This is a genomic window from Massilia sp. UBA6681 (genome assembly GCF_002454935.1).
Classification (GTDB): Bacteria; Pseudomonadota; Gammaproteobacteria; order Burkholderiales; family Burkholderiaceae_D; genus Telluria; species Telluria varians.
In genome coordinates this window covers 1-21671 of record NZ_DKJX01000102.1, presented here as the reverse complement: position 1 = coordinate 21671, position 21671 = coordinate 1, and the positions used below count along the sequence as shown (strand labels likewise).

Here is a 21671-nt window from a genome sequence, read left to right as displayed (position 1 = left end):
CTGAGGCAAAGGCTGAATATCGGACTAGGAATGAGGTGGACTTGTTCATAGCATCCTTCTGACTAGCATTCGGAAGATTCCGTATGAAGGTACACCTGAGTCCGTCAGGCAATATTGCTCATCCTCAATGCATGGATGCCTGGCCCACGGGCCGCCGGCCGCGCGTTATAATGGAGGGTTGACGAGAGGCTTACCGTGACTTACAGCATCAAAGAGATCTTCTACACCCTGCAGGGCGAAGGCGCCCATGCGGGGCGCCCGGCCGTATTCTGCCGCTTTTCGGGCTGCAACCTGTGGACCGGCCGCGAGGCCGACCGCGCCGCGGCCGTCTGCACCTTCTGCGACACCGACTTCGTCGGCACCGACGGCGAGCGCGGCGGCAAGTTCCGCGCGCCCGAGCTGCTCGCGGCAGAGATCGACGGCCTGTGGCCGGCCGCCCACGCCGCCAGCAAGTACGTGGTCTTCACCGGCGGCGAACCGCTGCTGCAGCTGGACCGGGCGCTGATCGACGCCATGCACGCGCGCGGCTTCACGATCGCCATCGAGACCAACGGCACGCTGCCGGTCCCGGAAGGCGTGGACTGGATCTGCGTCAGCCCCAAGATGGGCGCCGAACTGGTGGTCGCGAAGGGCAACGAGATCAAGGTGGTGATTCCCCAGGCGGGCCAGGACCTGTCCGCCTACGAGGGGCTCGACTTCGAGAACTTCTACGTGCAGCCGATGGACGGCCCGCTCGCCGCGCAGAATACGCGCCTGGCGATCGAGACCTGCCGCCGCAACCCCAAGTGGAAGCTGAGCCTGCAGACCCACAAACTCCTCCAGATCCCCTGAATCATTGCTGACCCGATGTTAACTATCACCCGCAAGCTGGAATTCGATGCCGGCCATCGTATTCCCGACCACAAGAGCCAGTGCCGCAACCTGCACGGCCACCGCTATACCCTCGAGATCACCCTGACCGGCGACGTCATCGATGTTGAAGGAAATTCCGACAACGGCATGATCATGGACTTCTCCGACGTCAAAACCCTGGCGAAGCAGCACCTCGTCGACGTGTGGGACCATGCCTTCCTGGTGTACGAAAAGGACGACCTGGTGCGCGAGTTCCTGGCCTCGCTGCCCGGCCACAAGACCGTGGTGATCGACTGCATCCCGACCGTGGAAAACCTGGCGCGCGTCGCCTTCAACATCCTCAAGACGGTGTTCACCGACCGTTACGGCACCGGCCTGCGCCTGCACAAACTGGTGCTGCACGAAACCCCGAACTGCTGGGCCGAAGTGACCGATGTCTGACCGCTACATGGGGCTGGCCCTGGAGCAGGCCAGGCTGGCCTGGGCCGAGGGCGAGGTGCCGGTAGGAGCGGTGGTGGTCAAGGACGGTGAAGTGATCGCCACCGGCTACAACCAGCCGATCGGCCGCCACGATCCCACTGCCCACGCCGAGATCGTCGCGCTGCGCGCCGCCGCCGACAAGCTTGGCAACTACCGGCTGCCGGGCTGCGAACTCTACGTTACGCTCGAGCCCTGCATCATGTGCTCGGGTGCGATGATGCATGCGCGCCTGGCGCGCGTGATCTACGCCGCGGTGGATCCGAAGACCGGCGCCTGCGGCTCCGTGCTCAACCTGTTCGACCAAGAGCGTCTCAACCACCATACCGAGGTGCAGGGGGGCGTGATGGCCGACGAGGCGAGCAGCCTGTTGCGGGCCTTCTTCGCCGAGCGCCGGGCCGCGGCGCGCAAGCTTCCCGCGTCCAGCTAGGCAAGGGCCGTTTTGCTGTTGGGCGTAAGACAAGTCGTACGCCCGCACTAGCGCCTGGCCCCCGTTGAAAGTGATATGCTGTTTGCAAGCCGTTCGGGGTTTTTCCTCCATGCGGCGAGCCAACCCCGTCGCTAGAAGAGCCGATGCCGCCTTGCGCGGCGCCGGCATGCCGCCATGCCCACGCTGAACGCCAACGGAATCCGCATCGCCTTCGACACCGCAGGCGACCCCAAGGCCCCACCGCTGCTGCTGGTGCATGGGCTCGGCATGCAGCTGACCGCCTGGCCCGACGAGTTCGTCGAAGGCCTGGTCGAGCTCGGCTTCTACGTGATCCGCTTCGATAACCGCGATTGCGGCCTGTCCACCAAGTTCGAGCAGGCCGGCATCCCCAACCTGATGCTGGCCTCGATCAAGGCCAGGCTCGGCTGGCCGCTGCACGCCCCCTACCGCCTGGAGGACATGGCCGAAGATGCGATCGGGGTGCTGTCGGCCCTCGGCGTGGCGCGCGCCCACGTGGTCGGGATCTCGATGGGCGGCATGATTGCCCAGATCCTGGCGGCGCGTTACCCGCAGCGCATCCTGAGCCTGACCTCGATCATGTCGAGCAGTTGCCGCCGCGGTTTGCCCGGCCCCGAGAAAAAAGTCAGCAGCCTGCTGACCCGGCGTCCGGCCGACCCCGGAGACATCGAGAGCATTGTCGACCACGGCGTCAGCGTCATGCGCGCCATCGGCAGCCCGTCCTACCCGACCCCGGACAAAGCCTTGCGCAAGCGCGTCGCCCGCTCGGTGCGCCGTAGCTATTGCCCCGGCGGCGTGGCGCGCCAGATGATGGCGATCGCGGCCTCGGGCGACCGCTGCGCGCTCCTGCGCACGATCACCGCGCCCACGCTCGTGATCCATGGCGCCAACGACCCGCTGGTGCCGCTCGCCTGCGGCGAAGACACGGCCAGCCGCATCCCCGGCGCCCGCCTCGAAGTCATCCAGGGCATGGGCCACGACCTCCCGCTGCAGCTGGTCGAGAGGCTCCTTGCCTTGATCGACGCCCACGCCAGGGGTAAGATGTTGCCAGACTCAACACCTCGGCTCTTTGTCAAACAGTGATCACCCAACAAATCGGCATCGCCATCGTGGCCCCGGCCGGCCAGGCGCTCGACCCGTGCGCGGTCGACCGCGGCATCGCCCGCCTCGAGCAGCAGGGCTGCCTCGTCCATAACTATTACAACCACGCCGGCATCCACGAACGCTTCGGCGGCACCGACCAGGGCCGCCTGGACCAGCTCGCCGCCGCCATTGCCGATCCGGACGTGCAGATCATCATGGCCCTGCGCGGCGGCTACGGCACCACCCGCCTGCTGCCGCACATCGATTTCGAGGCGATCGCCGCCAGCGGCAAGCTGGTGGTCGGCTTTTCCGACGTCACGGCCATCCACATGGGCCTGATGGCGCGCACCGGGGCGCTCAGCTACGCCGGCCCGATGATCGCGGGCGACTTCGGCGCCCGCGAACCGGTGCAGTTCACGCTTGACGACTTCTGGCAGTGCCTGGCGGGCCCAACCCACACCATCAGCGAATGTGTGGCAGGCAATCCGCGCATCGACGAAGCGGGAACCGTCTGGGGCGGCAACCTGGCGATGATCGTCTCGCTGCTGGGCACCCCTTATTTCCCGCGCATCGACGGCGGCATCCTGTATCTGGAAGATATCGGCGAACACCCTTACCGGGTCGAACGCATGCTGCTCCAGCTGCACCAGGCCGGCGTACTGGAACGCCAGCGCGCGGTCGTGCTGGGCGACTTTTCCGGCTACAAGCTGGCGCCGAACGACAACGGCTACGATTTCGACACCATGCTGGCCCACCTGCGCGCCACGCTGCCGGTCCCGCTCATCCAGGGCCTGAGCTTCGGGCACATCCCGCGCCGGGTGACGATTCCTTTCGGCGCCCAGGGACGCCTGGTGTCGCGCGACGATGGGTTCACACTGTCGCTGTCGGATTATCCGACGCTACGCCGGGCCGGCCACTGCGGCTGAGCGGTCCGCGCGCACCTGTCCTCGACGGCGCACGCGAGTGCGCCGTTTTGCCTTGTCGGCCGCAGCGATTCGCCCTCCAGGCCCCGCGATGGTAGAATCGCGGGTTATCCGGCAACACCGTTGCTAACTCCGCTTCTAAAGGTTTCCTAGTGCTATCCACTGCCAATATCACGATGCAATTCGGCGCCAAGCCGCTGTTCGAGAACATCTCCGTCAAGTTCGGCGAAGGCAACCGTTACGGCCTGATCGGTGCGAACGGTTGCGGCAAGTCGACGTTCATGAAGATCCTCGGCGGCGACCTGGAGCCCTCGGCCGGTAACGTCAGCCTCGACCCGGGCGAGCGCCTCGGTAAACTCCGCCAGGACCAGTTCGCCTACGAAGACGTGCGCGTGCTGGACGTCGTCATGATGGGCCACACCGAACTGTGGAATGCCATCTCCGAGCGCGACGCGATCTACGCGAACCCGGAAGCGACCGACGAAGACTACATGAAAGCCGCCGAGCTCGAAGGCAAGGTCGCCGAATACGACGGCTACTCGGCCGAAGCGCGCGCCGGCGAGCTGCTGCTCGGCCTGGACATCGCCAGCGAACTGCACCAGGGTCCGATGAGCGCCGTGGCGCCGGGCTGGAAGCTGCGCGTGCTGCTGGCCCAGGCCCTGTTCTCGAATCCGGACATCCTGCTGCTCGACGAACCGACCAACAACCTGGACATCAACACGATCCGCTGGCTGGAAGACATCCTCAACCAGCGCAACTCGACGATGATCATCATCTCGCACGATCGCCACTTCCTGAACCAGGTCTGCACCCACGTGGCCGACATGGACTACGGCACGCTGAAGATCTACCCGGGCAACTACGACGACTACATGCTGGCCTCGACCCAGGCGCGCAACCAGCAGCTGGCCAATAACGCCAAGGCCAAGGAAAAGGTCGCCGAACTGCAGGACTTCGTGCGCCGCTTCTCGGCCAACAAGTCCAAGGCGCGCCAGGCGACCTCGCGCGCCAAGATGATCGACAAGATCAAGATCGAGGAATTCAAGCCGTCCTCGCGCGCTTATCCTTTCGTCCGCTTCGAAGGCGAGAAGAAGCTGCACCGCCTGGCGGTAGAGACCGAAGGCCTGTCGAAAGCCTATGACCGCCAGCTGTTCAAGAACTTCTCGATCATGGTCGAGGCAGGCGAACGCATCGCGATCATCGGCGCCAACGGCGCCGGCAAGACCACGCTGCTGCGCTGCATCGGCGGCGCCGAGATCACCGGCCTGGACGCCGACAGCGGCCGCGTGAAGTGGGCCGAGAACGCCGACGTCGGTTACATGCCGCAGGATCCAACCGAGGAATTCGCCGGCGGCGAAAACCTCACCGACTGGATGGGCCAGTGGACCCAGGAAGGCGACGACGACCAGGCGGTGCGCTCGATCCTGGGCCGCCTGCTGTTCGGCGGCGACGAAGTCAAGAAGTCGGTCAAGGTGCTGTCCGGCGGCGAGAAGGGCCGCATGATGTACGGCAAGCTGATGCTGGGCCGACACAACGTGCTGCTGCTCGACGAACCGACCAACCACATGGACATGGAATCGATCGAGTCGCTCAACATCGCCCTCGACAAGTACGCCGGCACCATGATCTTCGTCTCGCATGACCGCGAGTTCGTGTCCTCGCTGGCCACCCGCGTCCTCGAGATCCGCGAGAACGAGATCATCGACTTCCGCGGCAACTACGAAGAGTACCTGACGAGCCAGGGCATCGCCTGATAGGAGACCCGACCGCATGATCACCGCACCGATCAAGACCTACGAATACGACCGCCCGCAGGTCGGCGAGGCCTGCAGCATCAACCCGGCGACGGCCGAAGCCTGGGCGCGCGTGCCCGCCGTGCCGAGCGCCGCCGAAAAGGCGGAGCTGAAGGAACGCATCAAGCGCCTGCTGAAGGAACGCAATGCCGTGCTGGTGGCCCACTACTACGTGGACGCCGAGCTGCAGGACCTGGCCGAGGAAACCGGCGGCTGCGTCTCGGATTCGCTCGAGATGGCGCGCTTCGGCCGTGACCACCCGGCCCAGACCCTGGTCGTGGCCGGCGTGCGCTTCATGGGCGAGTCGGCCAAGATCCTGAGCCCGGAAAAGACCATCCTGATGCCGGACCTGGACGCGACCTGTTCGCTCGACCTGGGCTGCCCGGCCGACGAGTTCGCGGCCTTCTGCGACCAGCATCCGGACCGCACCGTGGTGGTGTACGCCAATACCAGCGCCGCCGTGAAGGCGCGCGCCGACTGGATGGTGACCTCGTCGATCGGCCTGGACATCGTGAAGCACCTGCACGAGCAGGGCAAGAAGATCCTGTGGGCGCCCGACCGCCACCTGGGCTCGTATATCCAGAAGCAGACCGGCGCCGACATGCTGCTGTGGCAGGGCTCCTGCCTGGTGCACGACGAGTTCAAGGGCGTCGAACTCGATCTGCTCAAGCTTGAATACCCGGATGCGAAAGTGCTGGTGCACCCGGAGTCGCCCGCCTCGGTGGTGGCCCAGGCCGACGTGATCGGCTCGACCACCCAGCTGATCAACGCCGCCGTGAACCTGCCGGCGACCACCTTCATCGTCGCCACCGACAACGGCATCCTGCACAAGATGCGCGCTGCGGCCCCGGGCAAGCACTTCATCGAAGCGCCCACCGCGGGCAACAGCGCCACCTGCAAGAGCTGCGCCCACTGCCCGTGGATGGCCATGAACGGCCTGAAGAACCTGGCGGAAGCACTGGAAAGCGGCGCCAACGAAGTCCACGTCGACCCGGAGATCGGCCGCCAGGCCAAGCGCGCGATCGACCGCATGCTCGATTTCGCCGCCGCCAAGAAGGCACAGGCCCTGCCGAGCGGTGCGCTCGAGCAGAACACCAAACTGTTCAACGGAGTCGGCCCCGCATGACGACCCTGCGTAATCCTTATATTCTTGACGCCCAGTTCGACGAGAAGCTGCAGTCCAGTTTTGAAGCCAACATCCTGGCGGCGCTGCTGGAAGACGTCGGCACCGGCGACCTGACCGGCATGCTGGTCCCGAGCGAGCCGCGCGTGCAGGCGCGCGTGATCGTGCGCGAAGCGGCCGTGCTGTGCGGCGCGCCCTGGTTCGAGGGCGTGATGCTGGCCGTCGACCAGGACATCGAGATCGCCTGGCAGTATGCCGAAGGCGACCTGATGGCCAAGGACTCGACCGTCTGCACCATCGAAGGCTGCCCGCGCTCGCTGCTCACCGCCGAGCGTGCGGCGCTGAACTTCATGCAGCTGCTCTCGGGCGTGGCGAGCGCCACCCGCAAGTATGTCGACGTGATTGCCGGCACCAAGGCGGCCATCCTCGACACCCGCAAGACCCTGCCGGGCCTGCGCCTGGCGCAAAAATATGCGGTGCGTGTCGGCGGCGGCCAGAACCAGCGCATGGCGCTGTACGACGGCATCCTGATCAAGGAAAACCACATCGCTGCGGCGGGCGGCGTGACCCGCGCCCTGCAGGCGGCCGAGGCGCTGAACTCGGGCGCGCCGGTGCAGATCGAGGTCGAGACCATCGCCCAGCTGGAAGAAGCGCTGGCGGCCGGCGTCAAGTCGGTCCTGCTGGACAACTTCGACCTCGACATGATGGTTGAGGCGGTGCGGGTGAACGCCGGCCGTGCGCTGCTGGAGGCCTCCGGCGGGATCAACATGGACACGGTACGGGCGATCGCCGAAACCGGCGTCGACCGCATCTCGGTCGGCAGCCTGACCAAGGACGTGCGCGCGACCGACTATTCGCTGCGGATCGTCGGCGCGATCAAGGAGGTGGCGGCATGATGGACTGGAGCCGTCTGCGCATCTCGACCGGTGCGCGCATCCTGTGGCTGGTCTTCGGCCTGGTGCTGGGCTTGCCGACACTGGCGAATGGCCTGAACGCCAATAGCACCGCCGATCTGTGCTTCGGCATCGGCATGGTGCTGGTGGGCGTGCGCGGTTTCCTGCGTCCGGTCATGTTCGGCAAGGCCGTGCGCATGGAGATGGACCCGCGCACCTCGCAGGTATCGATCGGCTCGCCGGCGCTGCACGGCGGCCTGTCGCTGGTGATCTTCGCGGCGCTCATGGCCGGCATCATCATCAAGTACGTGCTCAAGGGCTGATGGACGGACGCGGCGCGTCCGGTCCCATCATTCTGCTTTACACGCCACTCTCGCTCGCCCGCGCCAGGGCTTCCGCCTCGGGCGAGCGCAGATGCAGCGGTTCGCCCACCTGCGTCGCGATCGTGTCGATCGCCGCCATCACCTTGTCAAGGTCCGCATAGTGCGTCATGTGCCCCACGCCAGGCTCCAGTTCGAGCCGGCTCAGGGCCAGGCGCTCGCTCAGGCGCTCCGAATTGTGACCCGCATCGACGATCTTGTCCTGGGTGCCGGCCACGATGACCGACGGCACCTTTAATTCGGCATAGCGCTTCGACAACGAGGCCGCCGCGGGGATCATGACCGCGGTCTCCGCCGCGGCGGCGCGCAGCTGCTTCGGCCGCAGGGCCATCCAGACCGGGAAGGCATCGAAGCGCCGGTCGACCGGCCTGGGCGAGAAGCTGCGCTTGGCCATGCCGGGCCACATTGCCCGCGCGACCAGCGGCAACACCGTATACCGCAAGACGTCGCCGATGACCGGTATGGCCGGCTGCGTCAGCGTGGCCACGTCCAGGCGTATGCTCGGGTAGTAATATCCCGACAGCAGCACCAGCCCGCGCACGAAGTCGGGCTGCTGCAAGCCCATCGCCAGCGCCACCATCGTGCCCCAGGAGTGGCCAAGCACGATGGCCGATTCCACGCCGATCTGCTCGAGCGCCCGGTGCAGCAGGGCCGCTTGCTTGTCCGGAGTCCATAGCGTGCTGCGCGGACGCTCGCTGTAGCCGAAACCGGGCCGGTCGAAGGCGATCACGCGGTAATGCTCGGCTGCCCGCCGGAGCAGGCCGCTCGTTTCGAAATCTTTCGAATAGACGCCGTTCCCGTGCAGCAGTACGAGGACAGGCCCGGAACCACGTTCCACGTAATGCAGGCGTACCCCGTCGACCTCGACGAACTTGCCCTGCGGTGGATTGTCGCGCTCGGCCTGCCTGGTCTTGGCGCGGACATAGAAGAAGGAGGCGGCCAGGCCGATGGCGGCCAGGATGGCGCCCGTGCGCGGGCCGCTGGAACCCGTGCTGCTCGTTGTTGTCGTGCGGTAGCTCTTGGTCACAAAATCCCCCTGTGGTCGAGTAGTGAATGTCACTCCTCCGGCTCCTCCGCGTGGAGCAGGCCGGCGACGCGCGGCAACAGCCGCTCGGCCGACTCTTCTATTTTGAGTGCGATCAGGTGGTCCGCCCGGGTACGCCCCAGGTTCACCGCCGCGATCGGCTTGCCGCTCTCCTGCGCCATGCGGCAGAAACGGAAACCCGAGTACACCATCAGCGACGAACCGACCACCAGCAAGGCGTCGGCCGCCTCCATCTGCGCCAGGGCGCAGGCGGTACGCGGTGGCGGGATGCCGTCGCCGAAGAATACGACATCCGGGGCCAGCGCGCCGCCGCAATGGAGGCAGAAGGGCAAGTGGAAGTCCTCGAGGGCGTCCGGTTCGATCGCGGCGTCGCCGTCCGGCAGGGGCGCGGCGAGCACGTTCGCCAGCTCGGGATTGGCCTCGTTCAGCAGGGTCTGCACGAAGGCGCGCGGGAACTGCGCCTTGCAATGCATGCACACGACGCTGTGCACGTTGCCGTGCAGTTCGAGCACGGCGTGGCTGCCGGCCTGCTGGTGCAGGCCGTCGACGTTCTGCGTCAACAGGTAGCCGAAGCTGCCGTGCTTTTCCAGGCGCGACAGCGCGCGGTGGCCCTCGTTCGGCCGGGCTTTCGACATGATCGGCCAGCCGACCATGCTGCGCGCCCAGTAGCGGCGCTGGATGTCGACCGAACGCCGGAATTCCGGCCCCTGGATCGGCTGGCGGCCGCGGCGTGTGCCGTCGCGGTCGCGGTAATCGGGGATGCCCGAGGCGGTGGACAGGCCGGCGCCGGTCAGCACCAACGCGCGCGGATACCGTTCCAGGAATTCCGCCAGCGCCTCAGCCTGGTCTTGAACGGGTAAAACTGCTGCCATGTCGCGTGATCCTCCATTGGCTGGGATCGTAGCATCCGGCTTGCGCGGACAGAAACACGATACCCTGGCTAAACAATGAAGGCGACATGGATGCGCCATCCCGTTTTCGCAAGGCGCAGCCTAGCGTGCCGAGACCGCGATGCCGCCCACGATCATGCCGAAGGCCAGCACGTGGTAGAGGTGCGGCGGCTCGCCGAGAAAGGCCGAGGACAGCAGGGCCGTGAACAGCGGCGTCAGGTTGATGAAGAAGGCGCCGATGCTTGGCCCGGCACGCTGCACGCCCGCGCCCCAGCAGCGCATCGCCAGGATCGCCGGGCCGATCGCCACGTACAGCAGGGCAGCCCCCAAGGACCAGCTCCAGCTGATGGCAACATCGCGCAGCGCCCATTCGCCGCCGGCCAGGGCGGCCGACCACAGCACGCCATAGCCGACCTGGGCGAGAAGAAACGCCGCCCAGTCGGCGCGCAGGCCGGGCACGTCCTTCTGCTGCATCAGCATCCAGCTGTAGAAAGACCAGGCGATGGTGGCCAGGATCATGTACAGGTCGCCGATCACCAGGCGCAGCTGCAGCAGGCCGTGGATGTCGCCGCGGCACAGCACCACCAGCACGCCAGCGATCGACAGGATCGCACCGACGACCTGCTTGCGCTTGACCGGCACGCCGTAGAACAGCCGGCCGACCAGCAGCATCCAGACCGGCACGCCTGACGCCACCAGGGTCACGTTGATCGGCGTGGAACTCTGCAGGGCCAGGTATTGCAGCGAGTTGTACAGGCCCACGCCCAGCAGGCCGAGCATGGCGTAGCGGCGCCAGTTGGCCAGCACGCCGCTGCCGTGCCTGAGCGCCGCCCGCCCGAGCGGCACCAGCACCGCCAGCGCGATCGACCAGCGGATCAGGTTGAGCGTCATCGGCGGCACCGCGTCGCGCACCAGGCGGCCGACGATGGCATTACCCGCCCACAGCACCGGGGGAACGGTCAGCAGCAGGATGGTGGAAGGCGTGAGGGCGGGGCGGGACATGGGCAATGCCTGGCAAGGCGGCCGGCCCGCGCTTGCGGGCCGGCCGGGGAAATCAGCGGCGTTCCGGCGTCAGCACGCTCGGCAGGGCCTTCGGCAGGGTATCCGGGAAGTCGCGCGAATAATGCAGGCCGCGGCTTTCGTGGCGCGAGAGCGCGCTGTTGACGATCAGCGACGCCACCTCGACCAGGTTGCGCAGCTCCAGCAGGTCGTGCGTGATGCGGAAGTTGCGGTAGTACTCGTCGATCTCTTCCTTGAGCAGCTTGATGCGGTGCTGGGCGCGCTCGAGGCGCTTGGTGGTGCGCACGATGCCGACGTAGTTCCACATGAAGCGGCGCAGCTCGTCCCAGTTGTGGGCGATCACCACCTCTTCGTCGGCATTGGTCACGCGCGACTCGTCCCAGGGCGGCAGCACCGGGTTCTCGATCTTCGGCGCGGCCGCGATCTGGTGCGCGCAGGCGCGTCCGATCACCACGCACTCGAGCAGCGAGTTGCTGGCCAGGCGATTCGCGCCGTGCAGCCCGGTGCAGGCGGTCTCGCCGACCGCGTACAGGCCGGGGATGTCGGTGCGGCCGGCCAGGTCGGTGACGATGCCGCCGCAGGTGAAGTGCACCGCCGGCACCACCGGAATCGGCTCCTTGGTGATGTCGATGCCCAGTTCCAGGCAGCGCGCATGGATGGTCGGGAAGTGCTCCTTGAGGAATTCCGGGTCCTGGTGGCTGATGTCGAGATGGACGTAGTCCAGGCCGCGCTTTTTCATCTCGAAGTCGATCGCGCGCGCCACCACGTCGCGCGGGGCCAGCTCGCCGCGCTCGTCGTGGGCCGGCATGAAGCGGGTCCCGGCCGCGGCGCCGGCTTCGGGCGGCAGCTTGAGCAGGCCGCCTTCGCCGCGGATCGCTTCCGTGATCAGGAAGGATTTGGCATACGGGTGGTACAGGCAGGTCGGGTGGAACTGGATGAATTCCATGTTCGATACCCGGCAGCCGGCGCGCCAGGCCATGGCGATGCCGTCGCCGGTGGCGGTGTCGGGATTCGTCGTGTACAGGTAGACCTTGCCGGCGCCGCCGGTGGCCAGCACCGTGTGCTCGGCTTCGAAGGCGAGTACCTCGCCGCTTTGCTCGTCCTGCACGTACAGGCCGTAGCAGCGCGGCTGGCCCACCAGGTGCGGGGCGCCCCCGTGCACGCCCTTGCCGGTCAGCTTGTCCGAGGTGATGACGTCGATCGCGCAGTGGTGCTCGAACAAGGCGATGTTCGGGTGCGCGCGCACTTTCTGCTCCAGCGTCACCTGCACCGCATGGCCGGTGGCGTCGGCCGCATGGATGATGCGGCGCTGGCTGTGGCCGCCCTCGCGGGTCAGGTGGAAACCGAGTTCCGCCGATTCGTCGCGGGTGAAGGGCACGCCTTGCTCGATCAGCCATTCGATCGCCGCGCGGCCGTTCTCGACGATGTAGCGGGTCGCCGCTTCCTCGCATAGGCCGGCGCCTGCGATCAGGGTATCGGCGATGTGCTGGTCGTGGCTGTCGCTGGAATCGAGCACCGCGGCGATGCCGCCCTGGGCCCAGTTGCTGGCGCCGTCGAGGAGGGCGCGTTTGGAGATGATCGCAACCTTGCGCGTTTGCGCCAGGTGCAGGGCCACCGACAGGCCGGCCAGACCGCTGCCGACAATAGCGACGTCAAATTTCATGGTGAGGTCAGGTTTGTACAGAGGCATCACTATAGTCGATTTGGCCAGCTCGCGTCAGGGAGGGGCCGGTGGGTCAAGGGCGGGACACTGTACGCGGACGCACGGATGGGCCTTTGAAGCGGCGCTAGGATCGCCTTTCCACCTAATGAAAGGATTGCCATGTCAGCTCAACACGCCCAGGCGCACGCGGCCGCGCTGTCCGAGAAGATCGGCTCGATGCGCTTCGCCATGTTCACGACCCGTGACCAGAACGGCCACCTGGTCAGCCAGCCGATGACCAACCAGCAGGTCGACGGCGAAGGCGCCCTGTGGTTCTACACCCGCACCACGACCGAGCTGTGGGACAACATCGCCCACGAGCCGGAGGTGAACGTCAGCTTCGCCGATCCCGACAACAGCACCTGGGTCTCGGTCAGCGGCCACGCCGAGCGCGTGGTCGAGCGCACGCGGATCCACGCGTTGTGGAACCCCATGGTGCAGGCCTGGTTCCCGGCCGGTCCGGAGGACGAGCACGTCGTGCTGGTGCGGGTGCTGCCGCACGCCGCCGAATACTGGGATGCGAACGACAGCAAGATGGTGCGCATGTTCGCCATGGCCAAGGCGGCCGTGACCGGCACCACGCCGGACGTCGACGCCGACCACGGGACCATCCGCATGTAAGGTCCCTTGCCGACGCCGGCCGCCTCGCTTACAGTGCTCATCATTTCTTGGGGAGCCATCCATGGGGCGAGACTTGCGGTACGGGGCGGCGCATTGAGCCCGCTCGAGATCGGGGCGAATGCCTTTACCGCGCTGGCGATCGTGCTCGCCGGGCGCAACAGCGTGCATACCTGGTGGACCGGGATCATCGGCTGCACGCTGTTCGGCGTCCTGTTCGCACGGCACAGGCTGTACGCCGACGTCGTGCTGCAGGTGTTTTTTGTGGGGACCAGCCTGCTCGGCTGGTGGCGCTGGCTGCGCGGTCGACAAGGGGCGCCACTGCCGGTGACGCATGCGGGCGTCCGCACGCTGCTGTGGATGCTGCCGGTGGGTGTCGCCGCCACAGCCGCCTATGGCGCGCTGCTGCACCATTACACGAACGCCTACGCGCCTTTCGTCGATTCCGCCGTGCTGGTGTTCAGCGTGATCGCCCAGCTCCTCATGATGGGGCGGCGCATCGAGAACTGGCCGGTCTGGCTGCTGGTGAACAGCATCGCCGTGCCGCTCTACGCCAGCCGGGGACTGCACCTGACGGCGCTGCTGTACGCCGGTTTCTGGGTCAATGCGATCGTGTCCTGGATCTGGTGGCGCAAGCTCGCCGCGCGCGATGCGGCGGCGGCGATGGTGCCGGCAAGGGAACCGGCCTAGCGCGCGGGCGGCAGGTCGGCCTCGCTCTGGTTGCCGCCGGTTTCAGGCGTCCCGAGGCCGGTGCCGGTGGGGCTGGCCTGGTTCGGACGGGTGTCCTGCGGACCGCGCCCGATATTGGTCATGGCGCTGCCTTCGGCGTCGACGTGCCCGCTTGCGGCCGGGGCGCCGCTCGGCGCATTGGCGGTCTCGCCGGACTGGTTGCGCGTCAGGCCGTCGCCGCCGCTGCCGCCGGTTTCCTGCTGGGTCTCGCGGCTGGGCGTCGCGCCTTGCTGGCCGCTGGTGGTGCCGCCGACGCCGAGCGTCGTCGACGGGTCATTCTGCGGATGCTGGTTGCTCATATCGGGCTCCTCGATGCTGGAAGCCCATTATGCCAATGACGCCGCAGGGCCGGCGCGGGCTTCGTTACTCGTAGCGCTTGTAGACGCTGGTCTTGCCGCCATCCTTCACCAGCAGCACCTCATAGGGATCCTTGCGCGCGCCTTCCATGCCGGGTGAACCCATCGGCATGCCCGGCACCGCGAGGCCGCGCGCCTTGGGCTTTTCCGCCAGCATGCGCTTGATGTCGGCTGCCGGCACGTGGCCCTCCACCGCATAGCCGCCCACGCGGCCGGTGTGGCAGGAGCCGTATTCGGCCGGGATGCCGAACTTCTCGCGGTAGTCGGACGGATTGGCGACGTTCTGGGCCTTGACCTGGAAGCCGTTTGCTTCGAGGTGCTTGATCCACTCCTTGCAGCAGCCGCAGTACTCGGTCTTGTATACCTCGATCACGGGCTGCGCGGCACTGGCGGCGAGCGGCAGGGCGAGGAGGGTGGCGGCGCCGGCTTGGCGAATGAAACGCAGGAACATGGTCACTCCAGGATCGAGGGGAACAAACCCGCATTATGCCCCAGCCGCACGCTTGGTGGCCCGGCCACCGGATGCTATACTGTATAAAGACACAGTATCGTTTCAACATGCCCAGCTTCCTCCCGATCGACCTCGACCCGCTTCCCGAAGATTCGCTCCTGCGGCTGGCGGCCAGCGCGCGTGGCGCCGTGTTCCGCGGCGTCGGCGACGAGCCGGTGACGGATGCGCGCAGCGATGCCGAGCTGGCGCGCGAATACATCGGCCAGGGAGAGCTGAGCCTGAAATCCATCGCCAACACCCAGAAGGAGCTGTACCGCTTCCTCACCTGGTGCCGCGAAGAGGCGCGCAAGACCTTCCGGCAACTGACGGTGGCCGACCTGAACGCCTACAAGGAATTCATCCGCAACCCGCCGCCGGAATGGATCTCCACCACCAAGTGGCCGCGCAACGATCCGCGCTACCGGCCGTTTTCCGGCCCGCTGTCGGACGCCAGCCGCCGCCAGGCCATGATCGCCGTGAAGGGCCTGCTGGGCTATGCCGAGCAGACCGGCTACCTGCGGCGCAATCCGGCCCGGCTGGTGCGCAACGTGCGCGCCGCCCACGGCAGCCGCATCACCCGCTACCTGACGCCGCAGGCGATCGCGCATGCGCTGGACGCCGTCGCGGCGCGCGTGGCCGATACGCCGGCCAGCCTGCGCCAGCGCGAGCGCGACCGCTTCCTGCTGGTCGCGTTTGCCCAGACCGGGGCGCGCCTGAACGAGATCGTCGGCGCCCACATGGGCGCCATCTACAGCGAGGGCGACGGGCGCTGGTGGCTGGACGTGATGGGGAAGGGCGCCAAGCCGCGCCGCCTGCCGGTGCCGCCGGCAATGCTGGCCGCCTACCGCGACTACCGCCAGGCCTTCGGCCTGCTGCCGCAGGCCAGCCGCGCCGACCGCACGCCGCTGGTGCTGTCCAGCCGCAGGGAGGAAGCGGTGCGCATCACCGACGAAGCCGCCTCCGAAGCGCTGAAAGCCGTGTTCGCGGCAGCCGCCGACCGCGCCATGGCGCAGGGCGACGCCGACAGCGCGGCCGCGCTGCGCCAGGCCTCGACCCACTGGCTGCGCCACAGCATGCTGACCAACCACGCCAACAGCGGGGTGCAGCTCAAGACGCTGCAGGACACGGCCGGCCATGCCAACATCGCGACCACCGCCGCCTACCTGCACAAGCGCGACCACGAACGCCACGACGAGATCATCGGTTCGGGCGCCAAGCTGGTTCCCTGAGCCGCAGCCGGGGAGGGCGGCCTCAGATCGGCAGTTCGGATTCTCCGCCGGCCGAGCTGCCGAAATCCTGCAGGGCGTCGAGCGACAGGCGGCCCTCGTTCAGGGCGGCGACGATCGCCTTCAGTTGCTCCGGGTCGGGGTGCAGGTAGACGATGCGCTGCTCGAGCTCGTTGTCCCAGTACTTGGTGTAGGGCACATCGGTCTCCGCCATGACCTTGGCGTCGAAGCTCCCGTCCATCATTTCGCCGACCAGGGTGACCTTGGCCGTATCCGGCGTCGTATTCTTCACGGTGATGCCCATGCTCGTCCTTTCGAGTGATCAGTTCGCATAACTGCATTTTTACCCACGTGGGGCAGGGGTGCAAACGGCCGCTCGCCAGTCGTGCGCGGGCCGGACCAGCCCAGCACACAGCAGGCGGCTTGATGCATAGCAAAATCATTCCATGCGGACCATGATTTAGGAATATTCATGCCACATCTCACTCGACATTAGCATATATAATGTCGAGTTCGGTTCGACCGGCTACTATTCGAGCAGTTTCACACCATGTTCATGCACATCGATTCAATCTCCGACGGCGCAAAGCCGGACCACAACGAGGACTGGGCCGGCAGCTTTCGGACGCCCGCAAGCACCGAACTGGTCGTCATCGACGGCGGCACCTCGGTCGCCGACCGCGACTACGTCGCGCCGGGCGAAGGCGACGTGGTCTGGTTCGTCACCCGGTTCGCGGCGGCGCTCGGTCCGGCCATCGATGCCGGGCTCGGTCAGCGCGAGGCCGCGCACGCCGCCGTCGAGCAGGTCCATCGGGAATTTCTTGCACGCTGCGCCGGCAAGGAGGTGCCGCTGTACGCCTGGCCGATCGCGGCGCTGAGCTGGGTGCGCGCGCACCAACATGGCGACGGCCACCGGCTGGAGCTGTTCTGCCTGGGCGACTGCAAAATCCTGCTGCGCCGGCCTGACGGCGAGGTGCTGGACCTGGATCCCTTCGTCAATCCGCAGGAAGCGATCCTGCGCACCGAGATCGAGAAACTCAGGCGCGAAGGCATCCATGACGCCGCGGCCAGGCAGGCCCGCTTGACACCGATGCTGCGCGCCCGGCGCGCCTTCCAGAATTCCGTGGCCAACACCAATTCACTGTGCCTGCGGCCAAACGGCGCCTTCGGCGCACGCACGTCCACGTTCGAGGCGCAGGCCGGGTCGGCCATCCTGGTCATGAGCGACGGCTTCTATCGGCTGGTGGACACCTACGCGCTGCACACGCCGCACAGCCTGTTCCGCCTGTGCATGGAGCACGGCTTGCCGGCCGCACTTGCGCAATTGCGCGACCACGAAGCCGCGACGCGGGCTTCGGGGCCGGCCGTGGTGAAACAGGCGGACGATGCATCGGCGATCCTCTGGCGCAGCGATCATCCGCGCGTTTGAGCACGCCGAATCCGGGCCTGCGCTGCAGCCTTGCCGGCCGCTTGAGCGGCCCGGACAGCTTCTGCGGCTCTGCCATAAGGGAGAGCCGGTGCGCCGGTTCCGTTGCCGGCAAGTCGTTTAGTTGTGGCCATACAACGTCTTTACATATCTGACTAAAAAGTTAATAAGAACGCCCTTGCTCAACGTGTACGGAAAAGCATCGAACGCGCGCATATCTTCCGCCCATCTGCCGAACGCTGCCTGAAACGTCCTCCCAGGTATGCATGAATTGGAAAATCTATTTTCTAATGACATGCATCGCCGTCAAGTATTTACTAAATACAATCGTTAAATCTTTCTTAGTCCAAGCAGACCTACCGGCTGCAACTGGCTGAAGGAGGAGTCCAGCCTGTCCCTGACTCGGCGGCAGGTTCACAAACGATAGGAGAAAGTTCATGGCAGTAAAAACGAAACTGGCTCGTTCGCTCGCTCTCGCATTCGGAGCGACCGCACTGACGCTGGGCATGAGTTCGACGGTACTGGCCCAATCGAACACGACAGGTAACGTCTACGGCGCGGTGGAAAGCCCGGCCGGCGCGACCGTCGTGGTGGAGAACCTCGACACCAAGCTGCGCCGTACCGTCTCGATCGAAGGCAACGGCCGCTTCCTGGCGACCTCGCTGCCGCCGGGCCGCTACGCGGTCCAGCTGGTGCGCAACGGTAGCGTGGTCGAAAGCCGCGAAGTCGAAGTGCTGATCGGCCAGGGCGCCGAAGCCGTGTTCTCGACCCAGCAGGTGCAGATCGTCGGCCGCCGCCGCGCGATCGACGTGACCAATACCAACAACGGCGCCATCTTTACTGCCAGCCAGCTGGAAAAGCTGCCTATCGCGCGTAACGTCGAGTCGATCATCCTGATCGCGCCGAACACCACCCAGGGCGACAGCCGCTACCCGAACGGCGCCAACAGCTTCGGCGGCGGCGCGGTCTCGGAAAACTCGTACTACGTCAACGGCTTCCCGGTCACCAACCCGCTGACCCAGCTGGGCTACATGGAACTGCCGTACGGCGCAATCAGCCAGGCGCAGATCCTCACCGGCGGCTTCGGTGCGGAATTCGGCCGCTCGGTCGGCGGCGTCGCCAACATCACCACCAAGAGCGGTACCAACCGCTGGGAAGTGGGCGGCATCGTGCAGTGGGATCCGAAGAACCTGCAGGCCAGCCAGGACGACATCTACTATCCGGTGCTCGGCGCGAGCAACACCGCCGCCACGGACGGCACCCTGTACCGCCGCCGCGCGACCAACGAGACCGACCGCAAGCTGGTCGGCGTGAACGTCGGTGGTCCGCTGATCCAGGACAAGCTGTTCTTCTTCGGCTCGCTGGAGCAGTCGCGTACCGATTTTTCGGGTACCAATGCCGTGACCGGCTTGCGCACCAGTACCTCGGCCGCCGGCCGCGGCTGGGAAGAGTCGGAAACCAAGACCACCCGCTACCTGGTCAAGCTCGACTGGAACATCAACGACAACCACCGCCTCGAGTACACCGGCTTCGGCGACACCTCGAAGAAGGACAAGTACCTGTCCGGCTACGATTACGCCAGCGGCGCCCGCAACGGCGTCATCGGCGCCAGCGAACACTACAAGAACTTCTCGGGCGAGACCCCGGTCGGCGGCATCGTCAACATCGCCAAGTACACCGGCAACATCACCGACAACCTGACGGTGCTGGCCCTGTACGGCAAGTCGACGACCAAGCACGAGAACACCTACGGCACCTATCCGGGCGTCAACCCGAATGTGTACCAGGTGTCGTCCACGCCGGCCGCCCGCGTGCCGGGCCTGTCGTATCCGAATCCGAACCCTGTCAGCGGCAACGTGCCGGTCACCGGCGGCCGTGACACGGTCGAGTCCGCTCGCCTGGACATCGAATACCGTCTCGGCAACCACACGCTGCGCGCAGGTATCGACGAGAACAGGCTGAGCTCCGAAGACGCCGGTGTGTTCCGCGCCGGCGGCGGCCTGTGGACCTACTCGCGCAGCGCGCAGTCGCCGACCACCCCGATCACGCTGCAGAACGTGACGGTGGCGCCGGCCAGCGGGGGAGGTTACGGCCTGCAGGGCTACTACGTGACCGAGACCAAGTTCACCTCGATCACCGACGCCTACTCGGACCAATCGGCCCAGTACCTCGAGGACCGCTGGCAGGTCACCAAGGACCTGCTGCTGACCGTCGGCATACGTAACGAGCAGTTCGAGAACCGCAACGGCGACAAGCAGAAGTTCATGGACATCAAGGACCAGATCGCGCCGCGCTTCGCCGCGTCCTGGGACGTGAACGGCGACTCCTCGTTCAAGGTGTTCGGTACCGCCGGCCGCTACTTCGTGCAGGTGCCGACCAACATCTCGGTGCGCGGCGCCTCGCGTTCGCTGTTCACCACCCAGTCCTTCACCTACACCGGTGTCGACCCGGTCACCGGCGCGCCGCAGGGTCTGGTGCCGCTGGCGCCGGCGCCGTTCTCGACCAACAACGAGTATTTCCAGTACAAGCACCCGAATACCGTTGCCGCCACCAGCCTGGAGCCGACCTACCAGGACGAGATCACGCTCGGTTTCGAGCGCGCGCTGTCGCGTGACATGACCTTCGGCGCCCGCGCCACCTACCGCACGCTGCGCTCGACCATCGACGACATGTGCGACGACCGTCCGTTCAAGGCCTGGCTGGCGCGCAATCCGAGCGTGAACACCAGCAAGTGGACCGGTTTCGGCTGCGCGGCCTTCAACCCGGGCGAGGACAACACCTTCCTGGTCGACTTCGCCAACACTGGCACCAACCTGACCGAGGTGAAGCTGAGCAAGGCGGACCTGGGCTTCGACGACGCCAAGCGCACCTACAAGGCGATCGACCTGTTCCTCGAGCATCCGTTCCGCAATGGCTGGTACGGCCGCGTGAACTACACCTGGTCGAAGAACGAAGGCAACACCGAAGGCCAGACCCAGTCGGACATCGGCCAGCTGGACGTGTCGCACACCATCAGCTGGGACAAGCCTGAGCTGATGCGCGGCAAGTACGGCCCGCTGCCGAACGACCGCCGTCACCAGCTGAAGGCCTTCGGCTTCTACCAGGTCACGCCTGAGTGGATGGTCGGCGGCAACCTGCTGGCGCAGTCGGGCCGTCCGAAGAACTGCCTGGGCGCCGACCCGACCGTGCCGGCCGCCCATAGCTACGGCTCGTACTACGCGACGTGCTTCGGCCGTCCGGCGCCGCGCGGCTCCGAAGGCCGTCTGCCGTGGACCACGCGCCTGGACGTGAACCTGGCCTACATGCCGGCCTTCCTGCCGGGCCTGACGGCAAAGGTCGACGTGTTCAACGTCGCCAACCGCCAGACCGTGCAGTCGGTCTCGGAAATGCTGAACAACGGCTCGACGCAGACGCTGCTGGACAGCTACGGCCGCGTCCTGTCGACCCAGACGCCGCGTTATGCGCGCTTCACGGTCGAGTACAACCACAAGTTCTAAGTTCTAGATCGCTTGTGTGATGAAAGCCGCGGGCGCGAGTCCGCGGCTTTTTTTTGGGTCGATGCGGGCGTGGAGGACTTCGGCGGGCGAGAGGGCTTTCGGCTGTGGACGGCTCTGTTCGTCCGGCGAACTAAATTCGACCTGTCTCGTTCGCATGTAACTATTTGATTCTACGCGATTTCTTTACTCTGCTATCTCAAAGTTAGTTCGCTTTATCGCGAACTAACTTTGAAACTCGGCGAACGCGCGAACTAATTCTGAAACTTCGCGATGACTCTGGCCTGGGGTGCGCTGCCACCTAGAGCGGTTTCGCCCATGCGAGTCAATTGGAAGGTCTTCATACTCTATTCAATGGAGTTCACTCGGCACCCTTCATGAAGGTCCCTGTAGATCTCGCAGACATGCCGGCAAAGACTTCATCATAGCCTTCTTGCGCGGCCTCAATGTCGCGAATCGCAGGCTTCTCAACCAAAAACTGGATCCAACGATCTTAGACTCAAACGCCTAACAGCACATCAGAGGGTAGAGCAGGGCCGCGGAAAAATGTTATGGCACAAAAAGATTCTCTAAGTTAAGATTGCCTAATCGCTAACGTTGGGTTCAGGAGGTGTCATGTCTGTTCCACTGAGGTTCGCAAGTCCCACTGACAATAGTCGTCCGCACGGAAGCCATCGCTATGGCTTTGTTGCGCAAATCAGGC

Annotated in this window: 21 protein-coding genes; 14 read left to right on the top strand and 7 right to left on the bottom strand. The window is 65.9% G+C overall.

All coding sequences use genetic code 11. The features are described 5' to 3' along the window. The first annotated feature begins 195 nt into the window (after positions 1-195). The 9 genes from queE (at position 196) to B2R83_RS19540 (ending at position 7915) form a co-directional block, all read left to right on the top strand. Complete coding sequence (gene queE, locus B2R83_RS19580; RefSeq protein ID WP_027864063.1) at positions 196-831, top strand: 7-carboxy-7-deazaguanine synthase; 636 nt, start codon at positions 196-198, stop codon at positions 829-831. A gap of 15 nt (positions 832-846) precedes the next feature. Further along, positions 847-1293: a 6-carboxytetrahydropterin synthase QueD gene (gene queD, locus B2R83_RS19575; RefSeq protein ID WP_027864064.1), complete on the top strand. Its 447-nt coding sequence runs from the start codon at positions 847-849 to the stop codon at positions 1291-1293. Beyond that, positions 1286-1759, top strand: coding sequence for a tRNA adenosine(34) deaminase TadA (tadA, locus tag B2R83_RS19570; RefSeq protein WP_027864065.1), 474 nt, complete (start codon positions 1286-1288; stop codon positions 1757-1759). The genes queD and tadA overlap by 8 nt, the downstream gene beginning before the upstream one ends. 174 nt (positions 1760-1933) lie before the next feature. After that, complete coding sequence (locus B2R83_RS19565; RefSeq protein WP_292044265.1) at positions 1934-2860, top strand: alpha/beta fold hydrolase; 927 nt, start codon at positions 1934-1936, stop codon at positions 2858-2860. After that, positions 2857-3786 (top strand): muramoyltetrapeptide carboxypeptidase, encoded by a 930-nt coding sequence (gene ldcA / locus B2R83_RS19560; RefSeq protein WP_292044264.1) that lies wholly within the window; start codon positions 2857-2859, stop codon positions 3784-3786. Before B2R83_RS19565 ends, ldcA begins: the two co-directional genes overlap by 4 nt. A gap of 149 nt (positions 3787-3935) precedes the next feature. After that, positions 3936-5537, top strand: coding sequence for an ABC-F family ATPase (locus B2R83_RS19555; RefSeq protein ID WP_349681068.1), 1602 nt, complete (start codon positions 3936-3938; stop codon positions 5535-5537). Positions 5538-5553: 16 nt separating this feature from the next. Further along, the gene (gene nadA, locus B2R83_RS19550) at positions 5554-6702 is read left to right on the top strand and encodes a quinolinate synthase NadA (protein ID WP_292044263.1); all 1149 of its coding nucleotides are present in this window, start codon (positions 5554-5556) and stop codon (positions 6700-6702) included. Beyond that, the gene (gene nadC / locus B2R83_RS19545; RefSeq protein ID WP_292044262.1) at positions 6699-7595 is read left to right on the top strand and encodes a carboxylating nicotinate-nucleotide diphosphorylase; all 897 of its coding nucleotides are present in this window, start codon (positions 6699-6701) and stop codon (positions 7593-7595) included. The genes nadA and nadC overlap by 4 nt, the downstream gene beginning before the upstream one ends. Then, positions 7592-7915 carry a hypothetical protein gene (locus B2R83_RS19540; RefSeq protein ID WP_229445947.1) on the top strand — a complete coding sequence of 108 codons (324 nt, stop codon included), beginning with the start codon at positions 7592-7594 and terminating at the stop codon, positions 7913-7915. The genes nadC and B2R83_RS19540 overlap by 4 nt, the downstream gene beginning before the upstream one ends. Positions 7916-7952: 37 nt before the next feature. On the opposite strand, the gene B2R83_RS19535 is transcribed toward B2R83_RS19540, so the two are convergent. From B2R83_RS19535 to nadB, 4 genes are all read right to left on the bottom strand, one after another. Next, positions 7953-8999, bottom strand: coding sequence for an alpha/beta fold hydrolase (locus tag B2R83_RS19535; protein WP_292044261.1), 1047 nt, complete (start codon positions 8997-8999; stop codon positions 7953-7955). Positions 9000-9028: 29 nt separating this feature from the next. Continuing rightward, positions 9029-9889: an NAD-dependent protein deacetylase gene (locus tag B2R83_RS19530; RefSeq protein WP_292044260.1), complete on the bottom strand. Its 861-nt coding sequence runs from the start codon at positions 9887-9889 to the stop codon at positions 9029-9031. A gap of 120 nt (positions 9890-10009) precedes the next feature. Then, complete coding sequence (locus B2R83_RS19525; protein WP_292044259.1) at positions 10010-10909, bottom strand: DMT family transporter; 900 nt, start codon at positions 10907-10909, stop codon at positions 10010-10012. A 52-nt stretch (positions 10910-10961) separates the two neighbouring features. Further along, complete coding sequence (nadB, locus tag B2R83_RS19520; RefSeq protein WP_036212699.1) at positions 10962-12590, bottom strand: L-aspartate oxidase; 1629 nt, start codon at positions 12588-12590, stop codon at positions 10962-10964. Positions 12591-12749: 159 nt separating this feature from the next. On the opposite strand from nadB, the gene B2R83_RS19515 reads away from it, so the two are divergent. Both B2R83_RS19515 and pnuC read left to right on the top strand, forming a co-directional pair. Then, the gene (locus B2R83_RS19515; protein WP_209586656.1) at positions 12750-13250 is read left to right on the top strand and encodes a pyridoxamine 5'-phosphate oxidase family protein; all 501 of its coding nucleotides are present in this window, start codon (positions 12750-12752) and stop codon (positions 13248-13250) included. Positions 13251-13343: 93 nt separating this feature from the next. Beyond that, on the top strand, positions 13344-13937 hold the full coding sequence (gene pnuC, locus B2R83_RS19510; RefSeq protein WP_292044258.1) for a nicotinamide riboside transporter PnuC: 594 nt from the start codon (positions 13344-13346) through the stop codon (positions 13935-13937). Here the strand turns inward: pnuC and B2R83_RS19505 are convergent. Together B2R83_RS19505 and B2R83_RS19500 are read right to left on the bottom strand one after the other, a co-directional pair. Beyond that, the gene (locus tag B2R83_RS19505; protein WP_292044257.1) at positions 13934-14275 is read right to left on the bottom strand and encodes a hypothetical protein; all 342 of its coding nucleotides are present in this window, start codon (positions 14273-14275) and stop codon (positions 13934-13936) included. The genes pnuC and B2R83_RS19505 overlap by 4 nt on opposite strands. Before the next feature lie 64 nt (positions 14276-14339). Then, positions 14340-14783 carry a DUF411 domain-containing protein gene (locus B2R83_RS19500; protein ID WP_036212499.1) on the bottom strand — a complete coding sequence of 148 codons (444 nt, stop codon included), beginning with the start codon at positions 14781-14783 and terminating at the stop codon, positions 14340-14342. Between the two features lie 107 nt (positions 14784-14890). Here B2R83_RS19500 and B2R83_RS19495 point away from each other — a divergent pair, with 107 nt between their 5' ends. Beyond that, positions 14891-16051: a tyrosine-type recombinase/integrase gene (locus B2R83_RS19495; protein ID WP_292044256.1), complete on the top strand. Its 1161-nt coding sequence runs from the start codon at positions 14891-14893 to the stop codon at positions 16049-16051. 22 nt (positions 16052-16073) lie between these two features. Here B2R83_RS19495 and B2R83_RS19490 read toward each other — a convergent pair whose 3' ends face one another. Then, on the bottom strand, positions 16074-16352 hold the full coding sequence (locus B2R83_RS19490) for a hypothetical protein (protein ID WP_027864081.1): 279 nt from the start codon (positions 16350-16352) through the stop codon (positions 16074-16076). Between the two features lie 246 nt (positions 16353-16598). Here B2R83_RS19490 and B2R83_RS19485 point away from each other — a divergent pair, with 246 nt between their 5' ends. Then, positions 16599-17477: a protein phosphatase 2C domain-containing protein gene (locus tag B2R83_RS19485; RefSeq protein ID WP_292044255.1), complete on the top strand. Its 879-nt coding sequence runs from the start codon at positions 16599-16601 to the stop codon at positions 17475-17477. A 503-nt stretch (positions 17478-17980) separates the two neighbouring features. Continuing rightward, positions 17981-20971, top strand: a complete 2991-nt coding sequence (locus B2R83_RS19480; RefSeq protein ID WP_292044254.1) for a TonB-dependent receptor — start codon at positions 17981-17983, stop codon at positions 20969-20971. Positions 20972-21671 lie beyond the last annotated feature (700 nt).